Raw genomic sequence first — 18,805 nt, 5'->3', positions numbered from 1 at the left:
CTTTCAATGTGATAATTACATTAAGCCCACTTCTAATTATTCTTCCGCGCAACAAATGCTCCCTTTTGAAAAGCTAATAACACGGTTTCAAACGTATTATCTTCTTCAATCATCTTTATAAATTCTGCTAATTCCTCCGCATGAGAAGTTACATTATCAATAACAAGAAAACCTTTTGGCTCTAAAATACGTTTTATATGTTCCCACCACCACATGTATTGCGTTCGTTCTGAATCTAGGAAAATAAAATCAAATGAATGATTTAATTGCGAATCTAAAAATGCCCCAGCTTCTTGATTGTGAATATCGATTCGCTGTGTAAGATTTGCCTTCCTAAAATTCCTAAATGCCTCTCCCACCCGTTCTGAAGAAAGTTCTACCGTTGTAACATTTCCATTTGTTTCTTCTACCGCATTTGCTAGCCACAATGTAGAATAACCATTTGAAGTTCCAATTTCTAAAATTTTTTTTGCATTACATCCTTTTACTAAAATTGATAAAAATTGCCCCATCTCACGAGAAATATTCCGTAATTTTTCTTCCCGCGTTTTTTTATTTCGATCATGCTCTTCTCCATATTGTTCAAGTTGAGATAATAATGAATCTAAAGTATCCATTTTTTCATCGCCTTTCAAAAGCAATATGATGAATAAGCTCTTGCTGCCCGTCTACTTTTCATTATATGCGAAACGAAAACCTTTTTCTCGTTATATGACAAAAATTTAAATTTTTTTATAGCATATTGTTTCGTTTTTTGGTAAAGTTAATTTCTACGTGCAATTATTTCATTCACATTATTTTACAATCCGTTTGCAATTATAAAATAATCTAAACCCCATTTAAATGAATCGGTATTACTAATTCGACTAAGCGCCCTTTTGGACGCATTTTCTTTTGTTTATATATTTCTGTGAGAAAGGATGCTTACACATGAACGTGATTAACTTAGATGCTGCTAGAAGACGTAAGCAGCATAAAAAACTAATGATAACTATACCGATTATTAAACGCATTTATGAAGAAGACGGGGAAATTAAATTTGAGGTAGCCGGCGAAAAAGATGTACCTCTTGAAATGTTAGAAAAATAAAAAAAAGACGCACTTCTAAAGAAATGCGTCTTTTTTATACTATTACATTTAAGTGCATAAGTTTTTCAGGATTAACCATCATATAAATGTTTGAAATTTTCTCATCCTCAAATGCGAATGAAAGTACATACGTCACTTTATTATTTATTGTAACTATAACGCCTGGTGCACCATTTACTATTTTGAAATCAACACTATACTTTTCTGGCAATCGTTTTGCAATTCCAAAGAACAAACGTATAATTTTATCTGCAGAATAAATCGGATTAATTGCAGTTGTAACTTTACCACCACCATCTGCTTTAAATATCGCATCTGTTTTTAATACTTCTAACATGCCTTGCGCATCCCCACAATGTAATGATGATACAAACTTTTCCACATAGGCAGCCATTTTCTTCGTACTTAATGTTGATTGCTTCGGCTTATCTAAAATACTTTTTCGTGCGCGTTGAAAGATCTTCCGGCAATTCACACTACTCTTATCAACAATTGCAGCTATTTCCTCGTAGTCATAACTGAAAACCTCTCTTAATATGAAAACAACCCTTTCTACCTCAGACAGTTGTTGTAAAAGTAATAAATATGCCGTAGAAATTGATTCTTTCATTACAAATGACTCTGCTGGCTCATCAGTCTCTTCCACAAATGGCTCTGGTAACCACATCCCTACATATACATTACGTTTATGCGCTGCCGAACGTAATTTATCAATTGAACGATTTGTCGCCATTTTACACAAATATGCTTTCATATTTTCTATAGATTGAACATCCTCTATATTATTTACCGCGATAAATACGTCATGTACGATATCTTCAGCGTCCATAACACTCCCAAGGATTCTATATGCTAATGAAAATAATAATGGTTGATACGCTTCATATAATCGCTCTGTTTCCATGATGAACTGCCTCACTTTCTAATTGCTTTAAAATGTGTAACGCTGCACGTTTCCCGCTTGCTACCGCAGCATCAGCTAATAATTCATCATGCCCAGCCCAATCTCCTGCAACGTAAACACCTGGCATTTCAGGTATATTAGGGCCCGGTTTTTCAACACGATCAATATGAGGAAAATCATGTACTACCGTTATTTTCGGTAAATATTGCTTTGCAACAACTTCTCTTTTCCAATTCGGATGTAGCAACTCCATCGTATTTTCTAACTGTTCTTGATCATCATGAAAATGATTTATCTCTAGCATAGGATTATGGTACTTGATTAAACTTACTACAATTGCTCCATCTTCACTTAATTTGGCTGCTCTTGATTGATTCGTGAAAAATATAGGTTGATCTAACCCTAATGCAAATTGATGTGTAGGGTTGATTAAGCGTCTTAAACCAATATCTAATGCAGCGACGGTAACCGATACCGATTGTTCACTCCATCTATGCAAACTTGTTCCTTCTGCACCTTTTATTATTTTACAAGCCTCTTTTGGTGGAGTCGTCACGATGACTGTACCTACTTCAAATAACTCATCGTCAAAACAATGTATTCTTTGTTTATCTTCGTAATGCTCTATTTCCAAAACATGTTTATTAGCCGAAAATTGCACCCCGACATTATTCGCTATATCTCTTAATTTTGTTATTATCGTCTCCCAACCACCATCTACATAAAGTACTCCTTCTTTCATAGACAGCTGTATTTGCTTTAATACCGAAGATGCTAATTGTATTGTAGGAGCAAACGTATATGTTGTTGTTCGGCATAGCGCATAAAATATATTTCGAACCATTGGATCTTTTATTTCATTTTCTGCCCATGTAGATAAACTCATTTTTTGAACTTTTCCTACATCTAATTTCCCTAAATGAATCATAAGACGAGAGAATTGTACTTTTGCAGACCATGAAAGTAACGGTGTTGATAAAATGGAGCGAAAATCTGTTGGAATGGTAAATACATCCCCTTTCCATATTCCATGTGCTTTTGTAGATGGCATTCCACCTGGGAGATTCAAACCTAACTCATTAAAAGTTAAAAATGCTGCTCCACCTCTATATAAAGCATGTGCACCAAGATTCATACAAATGCCATTTTTATTTATAGTCATCCCTCGACCACCAAAGCGACTGGATTTTTCCAATACAATAACTTTCCTTCCAGCTTTCGCTAAATATATAGATGCTGTTAACCCAGCAAGCCCACCGCCAACAATTGCTACATCAAATTTTCTCATAATAAAATCCCTCCTTAACGTTCTACATACAAGACGAACGATAAAGGAAGGATGTGACATTAAAATAAATTTTTATTAATCTACTTTATTTCATTATTTTTTTATTCGGTCATATTGCATACGAAATAACTCAATTGCAAATGGAATATCCTCTTCACTCTTTATATAATAACTTATCCACCCTGATTCAGGTAATACGTGATGTGGTTTCACCAATCCTTGATTCACTAATTCATCTCGCTTTAACTTCGGAAATGGTAAATCAACTAACTTATCACCATGCAGATGACCAAGTTCCTTCTTACCATAATTTATTTCAATACCACCAAATCGATGCGGTTTTTCAGAAACACCCGCCCAGCTGAGCACTTCATTTCTAATCATTTCACTAAATGACATGAACCTTCACCCCTTATTAATGATTGATGTAATATTAAATTAACACGTTCATTACTTTTTTCCATCAATCCAAAGTATGAATGGGAATACGAATATAGTTTAATCTCAATACCTTTATTTTTTTACACACTTAAAACAATTTCAAAGGGTATTTATTCTATTATATAGAATTATTATTAAAAATAATTTTAAGGGACGGGTTTATATGAGCAAGGTATTATTACAAAAGGCAAATTATCTTCAATCTGAGGAATTAATACTATTAAAAAAAGCTATACAATTTGCAGAGCAAGCACATGATGGACAATACCGTCAAACTGGAGAAACGTACATCATTCATCCTTTCGCAATTACAGAAATACTACTAAATTATAAAGCTGACATTACAACATTGATTGCTGCTTTATTACACGATGTTGTAGAAGATACCAAATATTCTCTAGAAGACATTGAATCACATTTTGGTGCGACTATTCGATATATTGTAAATGGATTAACAAAAGGAAAAAAACAACAAGATCAAAAGAAAGTATTATACGAAGCAATTAATTTTAAAAAGTTACTATTATCCTCTCAACAAGATATACGTGTTGGCATTATTAAAGTTATAGATCGACTTCATAATATAAAAACATTGAGTGTTAAAAAACCCGCAAAACAAGTAGCTTATGCGAATGAAACATTAACACTTTTTGCGCCACTTGCAAAACGATTAGGGTTATATACAATCCAGCATGAATTAGAAAATCTTGCTTTTCAATATCTACATAAAGAAAGATATACCGAAGTACATAAATTTTTAACCGGATATGTGCCACATCTTCAAAAAAATATAACTCATTTAAGAAAAGGAATACATTCTTTTTATGATGTTAACCTTTCATTTGAAATAAGCTATGAGTTCCCTCCAATTTATACTGCTTACTCACAATTACAAGAAGTAGAAAACGTATCAGGGATTTCACAAATTTGTATTACAACTACAAGTGTACTAGATTGCTATAAAATTCTTGGAATAATACATCAATTATACAAACCAACTATAAACTATTTCGAAGATAATATAGCACTTGAAAATAGACATTTTAATAACAATTTAAAAACTAAAATCAATATGAATGATACTGAACAAACAATTATCATTCAAACACAATTAGCAAAAACATTAAAAAACAATGGTATTTTTTCTTTATTGAATACTAGAATTGTAGATGTTCAAGCAATATCTTATAAAATAATGAATGATACAATTGTGAATAATAATTTATTAACTACAGATCCAATCGCTTTCCACAATCTAGTATCGTATGAACTATTTGAAAATACCATTACGGCTTATACTACAGATTTACAACCTATTTATTTACCAGAGGGTGCTACAATTATTGATTTTTCTTTCTCTGCATTTCCAAAAATTGCACATAACATGAAAAAAGCAATAGTAAATGGAATACCCGTTCCACTTAAAACAAAGGTATCTCATTTTGACGTCATCGAAATCCATTTTGGTTTAAAACAACACTTGGAATTAGATTGGCTAAATTACGCCAATACCGCTAAAGCACAATTAATTATTCAGCAAATACTATCTTAAATAACCGACCAATACCTCTCTAAAAAGTATTGGTCTGTAAATATAATGTACGAAATAAATTTCTATATTTTTAACCCTAACCTAACATTAATAATTCCGGCCCTTAATTATGTTATTAATATAGGTATCTATATTAATATTATTATAAATACGAAATACAACCCACATTCTTTATGGAATAGGCAAATTTATTATAATACCAACAACTGCACATAACAAACACTAGACACATATCCTAATTATGTAACCTTACTTACTAATAGAAAGGCAGGTAATACAATTGACTTCCAATATCGACTACACATCCCCCTCAACCAATTTCACTCATGATTTAAGTAAAAGTAATTTTTTTAAGAAAGATGCCCAAAATTATATAAACGTACTTGGCATTAAACAATTAAATACTTTAGAAAATACTTCTTTATTAGATATTTATTTAAGTACCGGGAATGTTGTAGAACCTCATATTCATCAAAATGCAGCTGAGCTTGTTTACTGTATTTCAGGATCTGCTGTTGTTTCTTTACTTAATCCATTTTCGAATCAAATTTTAAACTTACCGATAAAACCAGGGCAAGTTGCTAATATTCCACAAGCATGGTGGCATTATGAAATTGCTACAGTAGATAATACTCATTTATTAGCTATTTTCGACGCCCCAACCCCAGAAGTTATTTTTGGATCTGATATATTAAGATTGACTCCGGCTAATATGATGGCCCATACTTATTGTCTAAATGAACAACAATGGAAACAAGCGGTATCGCCAATTCAATCCACTACGGTAATTGGTCCCCCAGCAAACTGTAATCAAAACCGTGGAACAATAAATCAAGCAACTCCACCCCCTACTCAACAACAAAATCTTTATTACCAAGATTCATACTATTTCCCTCCATATTGGGGCTACTGAGTCCAGTCATTTTTAGTAGAAAACTATTATTTATCTCCTTGGAAAATACCTTGGAGATTTTTTATTGTATATACCAATTACATATCCTCAATCGTAACAATTAATAGAGTACTTTCATATAATATTTATATAATTAATTGGAGGTGATAGTACTATGAGTAATTATAACTATCGAAAAAACTACTCTCATAATAAAAATAGTAGCTCTTCAACATCCTCTCAATCTTCGAATTCTCAATCTTCCAATTCCCAATCGCAAAGAGATTTAGCTCAACAAGGCTATGTAAAGAAAAAAGGGTGTAACTGTAATAAAAATAAATCTTAATTATTTTTATTCATTTCCTCTATAACTTTATAACACTTCGGTTATATTAGCCTTCATTAAAAAGCCCATTAAATTACGGGCTTTTTTTACTCCATTTATTGTTAATTCTATAAAATTGCTCGACATTTGAAATTAAGAATATACAAAAAAATATACAGCCTTTCCCATATAGAGAATAGCTGCATATAAAGTAAATCAAACTACATCTTTAAAATGAATTAATCAATTGTTATACCCGCACTTACGAATCCTAACACAGTAGTAACTGCAGTAAACGTTGTATCAGCTGTAACATATAATAATATTTTATCCCCAGCATTTACTGGAATATTTAGATTCTGTATACCGCTCACAGCATTGCCAATATTAAGCGGAGTAGTCAATAATGGTAATAATAAAGGTGGTGTCTGCGGTACAAACGTAGTACTTGCCCCAGGCGCAGTAAATATTTGTAACTTCACTCCAACAGTAGCTGTTTCCCCAACGGGTAGAGTTATCGCAGCTGTTACACTAAAGAAACCTGCTAATGACGTAATGGTTCCCGCTCTTGGTGCTACAAAAGCAAAGTCTCCTAATGCTAAACTGATGTTATTACCAACTAGCCCTATGCCAGGTAATGAACTTCCAAACCCAACTACAGAACCTGTTGAAGCTAACCCATTTGCAAGTGTTAGTAAAGTTACTGGTATTCCTGATGCATACGGAATGACAGCACCGCCTCTAGTTGGACCTGAAGTAACAATAATTAGTTGCGTTAATAGGTTGAATAAGAATCGTAAAGTTGATGGAGCAAAACAAGTCTTTATAGAGAAGAAGTAATCTGCAAGAGCGCTATAAAATTGTTGTAATAGTATAATCAATTGCCCCGTGTTTGGAGTCATAGGTGTTAATACAGCTAAAATACTTTGAATTAATTGTTTCAAATAATCTACTTCTGTAGTAGGTATTAATGAATCTAGTAAAGCTAATAATTGAGTAAACAAATTGCTTAGTGTCGTTTTATTTGTAGCATTTGGAGTCGTCAAAAATGTTGGTATAGCTGTGCTTAAAGCAATTAGTAATTTCTCTAATTCAATTAATTGTGAATTACTAGGACAAACTGTCTTCGGATCACAACAAGCACCTGTAATAATAATTGGATCACAATCTTTGTCATCAAAACAATCATTATGTTTCATATTTTTCCTCCTTATTTATAAAATTTCCGAGTCCTTTGCTATTCTAAGAGCTATTGAATACATAGTTATATATTATTAACTTTGCGTTATTATTTCCTCTTAGAAAGGAAAGTGCTACTAATAATTAAACACTAAAAATGCTGTTTTAATTATCTTCACGACTCTAATATAAATTATATGTCCCCATAATCTTATTGCTTAGATTAAATACCTAAACTAAATGACTTATTTTAATTTTCCACGTTTATCCCCTTAAATTTATCTTCAAAATCCTTCAAGTTATAAATATAATAGCTGATTTCTCCACTTCCCACTATGGATTCCTCCCGCCATTGAATTTTTATAATTAGCTCGACTTTCATAAAAACAGAGAGAAATAATCAATATCTTTATTAACTACTTCTAATCAAAAAGAAGATTTCTCTAATTATATATACAAAAGAAATACCTTCTTGTTCCCCATCTGATTGTTTTTTAAAACAAAAAACTACCTTACTAGAGGCAGTTTTTCATTAATTATTAATTAAGAAGCAGGATAATAAATAGTCATACTCACTCTTGTTAATGTTTCTCCTAAATTGTAATAAACATGTGGTCGATCCGCCTTAAATCTAATGGAATCACCACTTTTCAAATTATATTTACACCTATTTACTTCAATTGTTAACTCTCCATCAAACACGGTTATAAATTCTTCCGTCCCTTCTTTATGAGCTTCCGCACTCAAACTTCCCTTTTCTTCAATTTCAATCATATATATTTCAAATTGTCTATTTTCTTGGAACGAAAATGAAGGAAATACTCTATACCTCCCGTTATCTTCGGACAATATTTGGATATCATTCCGTAAAACTATAGTCGTATCTGGTTGTGGATCATTTATTAAAGAAGTAAAGGAAACCTTTAGTCCATTAGCGATTTTCCAAATTGTTGTAATTGTAGGACTAGATTCTCCTCTTTCAATTTGTCCAATCATTGTTTTACTCACACCTGTTAGTTGTGAAACCTTTTCCAAACTCAGTTTTTCTTTCTCACGAATAGCTTTTAAATTTTTTGCAAGGGTAATTTGAATTTCTTCCATAAAAACACTCCTATACCATATACAATATAACGACCATTATGTATAATAAAAAGCACACGTTATATTGTTCTTTTCGGTCATTATAACACACGAATCAGAGGGGGGTTTTGAAATGCCTATATTTTCTTTTTTATTATTCGTCTTTATTAGTAGCTTCACACCAGGACCTAACAATTTTTTATCTATGACATATTCCCAGCAATATGGATTAAAAAGAAGCATTACATTTTGCTTAGGTGTAGCTTTCGGTTTTTTTATTATCACTTCATTATGTAGTTTCTTTAATATTGTACTTATAAACATACTGCCAACAATTGAATTCCCTTTAAAAATTTTAAGTGTAGCTTATATGCTGTATTTAGCTTTTAAAATACTCACTAGTAAAGGTAATACAGATACAAATGAAAAAAGTAATAAAAACTTATTTTTAGTAGGAATTATGCTTCAATTTGTTAACCCTAAGGGAATTTTATTCGGACTGACTGTAGTATCAACTTTTATTCTCCCTTACTACCATTCATATTCTAGTTACCTTTTCTTTTCATTGTTTTTAGGCATAGTCGGTTTAATGAGTACGTTTAGTTGGTGTCTATTCGGGTCGATGTTTCAAAAACTTTTATTAAAACATAACAGAATATTTAACATTATTATGGCAGTTTTATTAGTGTTTAGCGCTATTTCAATTGTTATTAGCTAGTTCTATACTCATTCTAATTCTTAATTTTAGATTTCACCAAACGGGCTTTTATGGACAGTTAATTCCCCATCTACCTTCTTCGCTTCAGCAGGATTTTGAGGTGGAAGTCTTCTAGAAATAAGATTAACTATCCAATTCTTATATTTTGTTTAACTGAACCAAATGCTACTGAACGTATATCTTAAGCTTTTTCTCTTATTCTCCTAAATAGAACTTTTTTCTACCTTGTACAAACATTTCTTACCCTCATTAAATACAATATATAGACAAATAAAAGATAGGAGATTAAGGAATGGCTGATTATTTTTATAAACATGGTAAAAAGTACTATAAAAACTATTCATATTCTCACAATAAAACAGAGAACTGTTTCACTAAAACGCATACGATTGCTGGCTCAAATATACCGTTAGATATTATTGTACCAGCTAACACTTCAAGAATAGTTTTTGAAGATGCTACTAATAATCACAATAAAACATTACTGCAGTTTCATGTTCCTGGTACTTCTGCACCAATTGTTGTAACTATTCGTACAAGAAATTCTCGTAGACCGATTACCGCTACAATAGCTTCAGGTGAAACAAGAATTCTTCAAGTGGAAAATTTTGAAAGCCTCACTCTCACAAATAATAATAATACAAGTAGCAACATTGGTGTTTTTATCCAAAAAACGTTTTGCATCTGCTGCAATGAACAAAATGATTATTATAAAGAGCATTCAGATTCTCTTAACGAGGATAGTAACTGTTCTGTCGAAACTCATACGATTGCTGGTTCGGGAACTACCTTAGCTGGAAATGTACCTCTAAATATTATCGTACCCCCTAATATCTCAAGAACCGTATTTGAAGATTTTACTATTAATCACAACAAAACATTACTTCAAGTATCTGTACCTAACGATTCCGGCCCCATTGTAGTAACAATTCAGACAAGAAGCTCTAACATACCAATTAATGCAACTTTAGTTCCTAATGAAACAAGGATTTTTCAAGTAGAGGATTTCCAAAACCTTACACTCACAAATAATTCTGATACATTTGATTTCATTGATATATTTATCAATAAAACATTTTGTATTTGCTGCGATGACCAGAACAACCCTTGCGATGAATGTTACCATGAATACGACAATGATTTTGATTGTTAGTTTTAATGAAAAAGAAACCTTTATAAAAAGGTTTCTTTTTCATTAAAACTACTAACATCCGATAATTTATGTATTTACTTATCTATCATTTCTCGTTTCTTAATAAAATAGCACTTTTTTTTATAAATTTTACACATTTAAACTAGACAAGCATATGTTATTATATGGAGATCCCCTCCACTCATAAGATTCTTACCTTTCTAAGAGTACGTTTATAGGCGTGCTCTTTTGATTTTTATTCAATAACGATTTTTACATCCACACGCTTCTTACTAAGCTTCATTGCTAAATTAGGCTAGATATATTTTTCTATTTTTGAATGTATAATCCAAAACTTATTACTAGAAACCGTACAAATATTAATAGCTCTTCAAAACAAAAACACATGCTTCTGTGGCAAAAGACAGTTCGGATAGCAATGTTTGCAAATACAAAAAAGCGATTTCCCTTTCCATGAGAAACCGCATCAGATCAATTTGACAATACTTTAGCTAGTCATAGAAGATCTTATGGGTTAATCGCAGTATATAAAAATCCGAATATTTATCAATGGATAGGATTATGGACAGTATATGATGCATCAAGACATTTAATATATTCCAAATTTGGTTGGGTAAGTAATAGACCAATTAATCCATAATAAGAAAAAGAGGCTGCGAAATAATTACAGCCCCTTTTCTTTAATCACATTTTTCTATTTGGTCGCCTTCTTCACCTGCATTTTCTGCCGAACTATCCGTTCCGCCTCCCACTGCATGTTGTTGTTTAGTATTAGAACTTTCGATGGCAGCGTTGGTTCCAGCTGCACTGTCATCTCCACCACCACTTGCCACTTGAGTAGCACTAGCCTGTTCCTTACTGGTTTCATTAATTTGATTATTGATGATAAGTACAAATTCTTCCTCTTCATCCGAAATTTCTTTTTTCATTTTATGCGGCTCAATCTGGTCCCCACTAATTCCTTTATTTATCGCTTCGCCTCCAGCGCCCACCGTTTGTTGCTGTCTGGTATTCGATGAATCAATTGCTGCATTACTTCCTGCTGCACTGTTTTGTCCGGCCCCACTGGCAATTTGTGTTGTATTCGGTGCTAATGTAATCTGATTATTAATGACAATGACAATTTTTCGTTTATCAGCAAGATTTCCCAAATTAATTTCTTCTCCATCTTTTTTTACAAATCGAAACGTGATTTTTTCATTGTTTTCCATGTTCTCCCCCCCTTTGTAATATTAAATGACTGGAGAATGATAATGGATTGGACAAGCGTATTTTTTTTATAAATATGTGCCCTCGCCCACAATGAAGGGTGTATTATCAGGTTCCGGTATTTTGCTCGTATTAGGTACGTCGACTTGACGACAGTCCAGCATCCGCCGAATTTCGGAATGCATGGAGAAAAGTCTTATAGGAGATATAGAAAGAGCGGTTAGTAGAAACATTGGTATCTAAAGGTTTCTAGGTTTCATTATATTTTTCTATTTTCCTTTTCTTATTTATATTTATCAGCCAAATATCTAGCATAGTGAACTAAATTTCTAGCTACATCTAATTCAAGATTAAATATATTAGGTACCCCTGGTCTCCAATTCACCTCAAATAACCACAATTTTTGATCCTTATCAATCCCAACATCAATTCCTAACTCATCAAATAATACATCCTTATATAAAGAATTAAAATGGTTAGAAAAAGTTACTGCAAATCGTTCTAAATACCTTTGAATATTATACCAATCGTTATCAAACTCCGCTTTTAAAAAAACATCTAAATAAGTACTATAACCACCCCTAGCCATATTTGATACAATACTTCCTAATGGACCTATTCTCGGGAATATAGAAGTAATAACCCACTTTCCTTCTCCATTTCTTTGAACATGCAATCGAAAATCATAAACATGACCAGATTTCATTTGACATGAAATAAACTGTTGAACTATGTAACCTTTCTCTTGAATCTTATCAGATATAAAGCTCCGTAATTGTTTTTTATTAATAGATGAAATTTGTTCTGACTCATTCATACTGTAATTTATCCCATTTTTTTCAATGAAAATAATACCACTACCTTGATGTCCAGAAATTGGTTTAATAATAAGTTTTTCATAACGATTAATCATGTCAAAAAACTTATTAACATCTTTTAATTCATAAAAAGGAATAAGATATTGCTTAAATTTTTTTGCTCTATTTATTCTGTTATAAACACCTAATTTATCTCCAATTGAATGACTTGTAAACGGAACTTTTTCATATAGATAATCAAAGATTTGCTGATTTTTATCACTAACATGAACACTTGCATTGTAAATAACATCAGGAAAAGAAAATTCTTTTTCAATCCACTTACCATTTTCATAAGTTTTACCTAAAATCTTCTTAGTTTCTATATTTACTTTCCCTAAAGTAAAATAAAAAAAGTTCACGCCTTCAGCTTTAGCTACAGCAGCATAAGCATATGCTCTATTTACCATATTCGGATCTTTTCTATGATGAAGCATCCCAATTATAGTCATATTGGTTCCTCTTCCCCTCTTTTTAAAGATTGTTTTCAAATCAAATATCAAATTCATTATATATATATTCATGTTTTCCCTCATTCAACCATTTTTAGAAAAATCCAGAACAAGCTTAACCTCATTTTAATATTCTACCTATAGAAATAATAAATCTGAGGTTTTAAAAAATGATTAAGGTTAGGGTGACATAAAATGGATACTATTATTTTCATTGAAACAAATAAATCCGGATCAAGTAGGGAAGCAATCAAAGCAGCCGAAAAACTTAATTTCTTTACTGTTTTGTTAACTAACAAAACAAAATTTATTGAAGAACGAAATATATTCCCCGATGTACATCAAATGATTCTTACTGATATAAACGACTATGATAATATAATTACAATAATCGAAAAAATAATAAAATCAGGGAAAAACATAAAAGGAATCTTTAGTTTTATTGATCCTTTTGTTTATGTAGCTGCACGTTTATCAGAAAATTTCTGTTCAAATATTGTATCTACTAAAGCAATCTATCATATGGAAAACAAAATATTGACTCGTAATGTACTTAAAGATTTACCAATCTCACTCAAATATTTAACTTATAAACCAACAGAATCATTATCATCTTTCCTTAAAGAAACTAAAAATATGAATTTTCCTCTTATTGTAAAATCCCCCAAATCCACAGGTTCAAAAGATGTATTATTAATAAAAAATAAAGATCAATTAATTTTATCTATGAAAAGTCTTTTAAAAAAACTACCCAATGAAGAAATTCTACTTGAAGAATATATAGATGGACCTCAGTACTTAGTCGAAGTTTTAGTTCAAAATGGAAAAGTCCATATTATAGCAATAATTGAACAAGAAATTACACTTTTTGAACGCTTTATTGTTACTGGTTATTCTTTACTAGGACAGGTAGACAAAAGACTATACAATAGTCTTTTCGATGCAATTAATTCTGTTATTCAGGCTTTTAATATGAAAAATGGATCTTGTCATCTAGAACTCCGGAGAATAAATGATGTTTGGAAATTAATTGAGATAAACCCCAGAATATCAGGTGGAGCAATGAATGACATAATTGAAATTGGACATGGAATCAACTTAGTGCAAGAGACTATTCAGTTAATGTTAGGAAATAAACCTTCACTAAATAAAAAACATTATAAATATGTGTACGCTCATTACCTAACAGTTAAATTTAAAGGAAAACTAATTCGAGTTACAGGGAAAAATCGTAGTTCTAGATATCCTGGTGTAGAGAAAGTTTTTATAAAACCTAAAAAAGGAACTATCTTAAAACCACCTACATCAATGGGACATCGATGTGGATACGTTTTAGCAGCATCCCATTTTAAAACAGAAGCTAAAAAAATAGCTTTAGAAGCAGCTCAAGAAATTTCATTTGAAATCCAAAAAGAATAACTTGAAAAGTTGCACGGTAAAGCGCTATGCGTCAATGATAACCAATCATTTAAACCCTATTTGAAAAAATCCAGATTAAAAAACATTAAATTTCATGATTTACGACACACCCATGCAACGCTTCTTTTAAAACAAGGAGTACACCTAAAAATTGTAAGTGAACGATTGAACCATAAGGACATTTTCATAACTTTAAATCGCTTTTCACATGTTTTACCGGGAATGCAAGAGGATGCTGTTAAAATATTTAGTGAAAGACACTTCGGATAGCAATGTTTGCAAACAACAAAAAAGCGGTTTCCCTTTCCACGAGAAACCGCTTCACATCAATATTTCCGTTAAATTTTAAACTGGCTCGTATACAGATCAAAGTAAAACCCTTCATCTTCCATGAGAGTTTCATGATTTCCTCTCTCTAAAATACTACCATCTTTTATTACAAGTATTTGATCTGCTTTTTCAATTGTTTTGAGTCGGTGAGCAATTACGAAACTCGTTCGCCCTCTCATTAAATTATTTAATCCGGCTTGAATTTGTAATTCTGTTCTCGTATCAATATTAGATGTGGCTTCATCGAGAATTAATATATCTGCATCTGCTAAAATCGCTCGTGCAATCGCAAGGAGTTGCTTTTGTCCTTGACTTAAATTCGATCCTTCTGAAGCGATTTCTGTTTCATATTGATTCGGTAGATGCTTAATAAAAGAGTGTGCTGATGCAGCTTTTGCTGCTGCAACTACTTCTTCATCACTCGCATCCAAACGTCCATACCGAATATTATCCATAACCGTTCCTGCAAATAAATACGTATCCTGCAAGACAACTCCTATTTTACTCCGCAAAGAATTAATATCATAATCCTTTATATCTTTTCCATCAATGTTAATTTGTCCTTTTGGAATGTCATAAAAGCGAGTTAGCAAATTAATGATTGTCGTTTTTCCTGATCCAGTCGGACCGACTAAAGCGATTGTCTCCCCAGGATTCGCCTCGAGACTCACATCTTTTAAAATCGTTTTATTTTCCACGTATCCAAATGAAACTTTCTCAAGCGATACATTTCCTTGCAATTTTTGAACAACTAATGCATCTTTTTTGTTTTGAATTTCTGGTACTTCATCCATAATTTCAAAGACACGTTCTCCTCCAGCAACTGCCGCTTGAATCGTATTCATTAAAGTTGCAAATTGACTAAGTGGCCTTGAAAATTGTCGAGAATAATTAATAAAAGCTGCAATGACACCTACTGTTGTCATTCCGTTTAATACCATTACCGATCCAGTTCCAATTACAAGCCCCATTCCTAAGTTATTAATAAAGTTCATACTTGGAAAAATAAATGCTGAAAATGTTTCAGCCTTCGTTGCTGAAATTCTTAGCTGTTCGTTAATTTCATTAAAGTTATGTACGGTTTCTTTTTCTTTTCCGTATAACGTAGTTACGTCTGCACCTGTAATAGCTTCCTCGATAAATCCATTTAATTTCCCTAAATCTTTTTGACGCTTCGCAAAGTTTTTGCCACTATAAGCAACTAGTTTTTTTGTAACAAAAAACATAATAGGTACTGTAATTAAAGTGACAATTGCTAAAATCCAATCTAATGAAAACATCGCAATTGTTACACCTATAAACGTTAACGCTGATGAAATAATTTGCACAACACTTTGTGTCAAAGCTTGATTTAAGTTATCAATATCATTTGTCACACGGCTCATTAAATCACCTTGAGAACGTACATCAAAGAATCGCAATGAAAGTGTTTGTATTTTCTCGAAAATATCTTGTCTTATTTTTTGTATCGTCTTTAATGCAACATTAATCATTACAAATGTTTGTAACCAAGTTAACAATACGGTTATCCCATATATCACAATAAGCAGCATGCACATTCTCGCTGTCCCGCTTAAATCCTTTGGTACAATGTATTCATCAATGATGACACCCATATAATATGGCCCAAGTAAACCGAGTAATGTCGTAATAAATACAAGAATAATAACGAACATAAGAGATACTTTTTGATACCCCATGTAGTTCCATACTCGCATTATAGTTCCTTTAGTATTCTTTGCTTCTCCCTTTTTCGGATTGTTACGTCCACCTTTATTTCCAAATTGCCCTTGAAAATTACGCACGTCCTTCCCCTCCTTCTTGCTGCAGGTTACCACCTTGGGAAAGATAAATTTCCTGATACACTTCACAAGTTGACAATAAAGCCTCATGCGTACCATTTCCAACTAATTCACCGTTATTCAAAACGAGGATTTTATCAGCATCTATAATAGAAGATATTTTTGATGCAATTAAAAATGTCGTTGTGCCACTATATCTCGACCTTAACGCTTCTTGTATTACAGCTTCTGACTTCGCATCAACTGCCGATGTAGAATCGTCTAATACAAGAATAGATGGCTTTCTCACTAGGGCTCTTGCAATAGATATACGTTGTTTTTGACCGCCAGATAGATTGGTTGCACCTTGTGTTAAGTTATATTGATAAGAGTCGTCCAGCTTATTGATAAACTCAGTCGCACAAGCAGATGAAGATGCTAATTCCAATTCATCATAAGTGGCATCTTCTTTGCCATAACGTAAATTCTCTTCTATACTGCCTGAAAAAAGAAGTGCCTTTTGTGGAACAAAACCAATTGAAGCACGAAGTTTTTGCAAATCGTATGCTTTCACATTAACATCATCTATACATATTTCACCTTGATCAACATCGTAAAGTCGTGGCAATAGTTTCGCCAATGTAGATTTACCACTTCCGGTAGATCCAATAATCCCTATTTTTTCACCTTTACGTACGGTAAATGAAATATCTTTTAAAACATATTCATTATTTTTCGTATAACTATAGCTAACATTTTTAAACTCTACATTACCATCCACTTGCTTTGGTTCATATACGTCACCTTCAGTTATAATATCAACTTCAGTATGTAAGACTTGTTGTACACGATCAGCTGATGGAAAAGCACGGGCAATTTGAATAAATACCATACTAATAGACATAAGTGACATTAAAATGATATTTAAATAGTTAATAAAAGCTAAAATGGCCCCTACTTGGAGTGTACCGTTAAAAACTTTTTCGCCACCAATCCATAAAGTTGCTACAATCCCGCCATTTACAACTAGCATAATAATTGGCATCATCAATGAAATAATTTGTATAGCACGAATATTTATTTCAGTTAAACTTGTATTAACTTTCTCAAACTGTGAGATTTCATATTTTTGTCTTACATATGCTTTTATAACACGTACACCAGATAAATTTTCTTGTAGCTTTGTGTTTACTTTATCTAATGCTTCTTGTACTCGTTTAAATGAACCGCTCGCTTGACCTGCAATCAATATAATTGCAACTAATAAAACGGGTACCACAACAAGTAAAATTGGAAATAGGTCTCTCGCTGTTACAAAGACTATAATGATACTTCCAATAAATAATAACGGTCCACGGACAAGTACACGTAACGTCATCGTCATTGCCGATTGAATAGATGTAATATCATTTGTCACGATTGTTAATAATTTACCTGTTCCAAATGAATCACGCTTTTTGCTAGAAAATGTTTCTACTTTCGCAAACACATCTTTTCGTATATCTGTAGCGAAATTAACAGCAGCTTTTGTAGAATACATCATACAACCAAGTCCTCCAACTAAACCGATTGCTGCTGCTCCTATCATAAGAAGCCCCATTTTTATTACATAATTCAAATCCCGATTTGCAATTCCAACATCAATAATATGTTGCATTATTGTCGGTTGAATTAAGTCCATCGCAACCTCAAGTACCATAAATAGCGGTCCAATAATAGCGAAGAACATGTATGGTTTTAAATACTGTAATAACTCACGGAATGATTTCATACATAATCTCCTTTTTTATGAAATTATCACTCAAAAATTCAAATCCCTCCCTATTTAACTGATCTTTTCTTACTACTTCTAGTATATTATGTAAATTAATATTTAACATTATTAAATGATAAGTTTTAAATCCTTTTTAGTCAATAAAATGGAACTTTAATCTACCAGGCATTTTCACTGCCAGTTGATGTGAATAATCTTTAACTTAATAAAAACCGCATTCTCATTTAGTAAGAATGCGGTTTTCCCATCTATATTTGTTCAATTGTAAAATCGAAAACTTTGGTCTCGAATCCATTATTTTCAGAAGGACTACACGTATAAAAACCAATTTTAACAGGCCCATTACCTATGTCCTCCATCAA

Annotated in this window: 16 protein-coding genes and 2 pseudogenes; 7 read left to right on the top strand and 11 right to left on the bottom strand. The window is 32.2% G+C overall.

Annotated features, from left to right (window positions below; all coding sequences use genetic code 11):
• Positions 1 to 32 precede the first annotated feature (32 nt).
• Positions 33 to 617 (bottom strand): O-methyltransferase, encoded by a 585-nt coding sequence (locus QUF93_RS14300; protein ID WP_289375507.1) that lies wholly within the window; start codon positions 615 to 617, stop codon positions 33 to 35.
• Between the two features lie 313 nt (positions 618 to 930).
• On the opposite strand from QUF93_RS14300, the gene QUF93_RS14295 reads away from it, so the two are divergent.
• A complete protein-coding gene (locus QUF93_RS14295) occupies positions 931 to 1,089 on the top strand; it encodes a hypothetical protein (RefSeq protein ID WP_002085567.1) in 159 nt (52 codons plus the stop codon).
• A gap of 34 nt (positions 1,090 to 1,123) precedes the next feature.
• Here the strand turns inward: QUF93_RS14295 and QUF93_RS14290 are convergent, their stop codons facing one another.
• The 3 genes from QUF93_RS14290 to QUF93_RS14280 form a co-directional block, all read right to left on the bottom strand.
• Positions 1,124 to 1,993 (bottom strand): sigma-70 family RNA polymerase sigma factor, encoded by an 870-nt coding sequence (locus tag QUF93_RS14290; RefSeq protein WP_289375505.1) that lies wholly within the window; start codon positions 1,991 to 1,993, stop codon positions 1,124 to 1,126.
• Positions 1,971 to 3,281, bottom strand: a complete 1,311-nt coding sequence (locus tag QUF93_RS14285; protein WP_289375503.1) for a phytoene desaturase family protein — start codon at positions 3,279 to 3,281, stop codon at positions 1,971 to 1,973. The genes QUF93_RS14290 and QUF93_RS14285 overlap by 23 nt, the downstream gene beginning before the upstream one ends.
• Before the next feature lie 93 nt (positions 3,282 to 3,374).
• Positions 3,375 to 3,680, bottom strand: coding sequence for a luciferase domain-containing protein (locus QUF93_RS14280; RefSeq protein WP_000010324.1), 306 nt, complete (start codon positions 3,678 to 3,680; stop codon positions 3,375 to 3,377).
• A gap of 205 nt (positions 3,681 to 3,885) precedes the next feature.
• Here QUF93_RS14280 and QUF93_RS14275 point away from each other — a divergent pair, with 205 nt between their 5' ends.
• Positions 3,886 to 5,274 carry an HD domain-containing protein gene (locus QUF93_RS14275; RefSeq protein WP_289375502.1) on the top strand — a complete coding sequence of 463 codons (1,389 nt, stop codon included), beginning with the start codon at positions 3,886 to 3,888 and terminating at the stop codon, positions 5,272 to 5,274.
• Positions 5,275 to 5,554: 280 nt separating this feature from the next.
• Positions 5,555 to 6,187, top strand: a complete 633-nt coding sequence (locus QUF93_RS14270; RefSeq protein WP_289375501.1) for a cupin domain-containing protein — start codon at positions 5,555 to 5,557, stop codon at positions 6,185 to 6,187.
• Positions 6,188 to 6,730: 543 nt separating this feature from the next.
• Here QUF93_RS14270 and QUF93_RS14265 read toward each other — a convergent pair.
• Positions 6,731 to 7,690 carry an exosporium glycoprotein BclB-related protein gene (locus tag QUF93_RS14265; protein ID WP_289375499.1) on the bottom strand — a complete coding sequence of 320 codons (960 nt, stop codon included), beginning with the start codon at positions 7,688 to 7,690 and terminating at the stop codon, positions 6,731 to 6,733.
• Positions 7,691 to 8,213: 523 nt separating this feature from the next.
• Positions 8,214 to 8,771, bottom strand: a complete 558-nt coding sequence (locus QUF93_RS14260) for a helix-turn-helix domain-containing protein (protein ID WP_128280042.1) — start codon at positions 8,769 to 8,771, stop codon at positions 8,214 to 8,216.
• Positions 8,772 to 8,883: 112 nt separating this feature from the next.
• On the opposite strand from QUF93_RS14260, the gene QUF93_RS14255 reads away from it, so the two are divergent.
• On the top strand, positions 8,884 to 9,468 hold the full coding sequence (locus QUF93_RS14255; RefSeq protein ID WP_289375496.1) for a LysE family translocator: 585 nt from the start codon (positions 8,884 to 8,886) through the stop codon (positions 9,466 to 9,468).
• A 292-nt stretch (positions 9,469 to 9,760) separates the two neighbouring features.
• A complete protein-coding gene (locus QUF93_RS14250) occupies positions 9,761 to 10,621 on the top strand; it encodes an exosporium protein D (RefSeq protein ID WP_289375495.1) in 861 nt (286 codons plus the stop codon).
• A 680-nt stretch (positions 10,622 to 11,301) separates the two neighbouring features.
• Here the strand turns inward: QUF93_RS14250 and QUF93_RS14245 are convergent.
• Positions 11,302 to 11,832: a hypothetical protein gene (locus QUF93_RS14245; RefSeq protein WP_289375494.1), complete on the bottom strand. Its 531-nt coding sequence runs from the start codon at positions 11,830 to 11,832 to the stop codon at positions 11,302 to 11,304.
• A gap of 281 nt (positions 11,833 to 12,113) precedes the next feature.
• On the bottom strand, positions 12,114 to 13,211 hold the full coding sequence (locus QUF93_RS14240; RefSeq protein ID WP_289375493.1) for a YheC/YheD family endospore coat-associated protein: 1,098 nt from the start codon (positions 13,209 to 13,211) through the stop codon (positions 12,114 to 12,116).
• Positions 13,212 to 13,334: 123 nt separating this feature from the next.
• Between QUF93_RS14240 and QUF93_RS14235 the strand changes: the two genes are divergently transcribed.
• Together QUF93_RS14235 and QUF93_RS14230 are read left to right on the top strand one after the other, a co-directional pair.
• Positions 13,335 to 14,558 (top strand): ATP-grasp domain-containing protein, encoded by a 1,224-nt coding sequence (locus QUF93_RS14235; RefSeq protein ID WP_289375492.1) that lies wholly within the window; start codon positions 13,335 to 13,337, stop codon positions 14,556 to 14,558.
• 42 nt (positions 14,559 to 14,600) lie between these two features.
• Positions 14,601 to 14,828: pseudogene (locus QUF93_RS14230) on the top strand (tyrosine-type recombinase/integrase); the annotation flags it as partial.
• Between the two features lie 68 nt (positions 14,829 to 14,896).
• On the opposite strand, the gene QUF93_RS14225 reads toward QUF93_RS14230, so the two are convergent.
• From QUF93_RS14225 to QUF93_RS14215, 3 genes and pseudogenes are all read right to left on the bottom strand, one after another.
• On the bottom strand, positions 14,897 to 16,693 hold the full coding sequence (locus tag QUF93_RS14225) for an ABC transporter ATP-binding protein (RefSeq protein ID WP_289375490.1): 1,797 nt from the start codon (positions 16,691 to 16,693) through the stop codon (positions 14,897 to 14,899).
• Positions 16,686 to 18,440, bottom strand: a complete 1,755-nt coding sequence (locus tag QUF93_RS14220; RefSeq protein ID WP_289375489.1) for an ABC transporter ATP-binding protein — start codon at positions 18,438 to 18,440, stop codon at positions 16,686 to 16,688. The genes QUF93_RS14225 and QUF93_RS14220 overlap by 8 nt, the downstream gene beginning before the upstream one ends.
• Before the next feature lie 251 nt (positions 18,441 to 18,691).
• Positions 18,692 to 18,805, bottom strand: a pseudogene (locus QUF93_RS14215) (DUF1349 domain-containing protein); the annotation flags it as partial.

The sequence above is a fragment of the Bacillus hominis genome (assembly GCF_030348325.1).
In the GTDB taxonomy this organism is placed as follows: domain Bacteria; phylum Bacillota; class Bacilli; order Bacillales; family Bacillaceae_G; genus Bacillus_A; species Bacillus_A hominis.
This window is presented reverse-complemented; position numbering and strand designations above follow the sequence as displayed.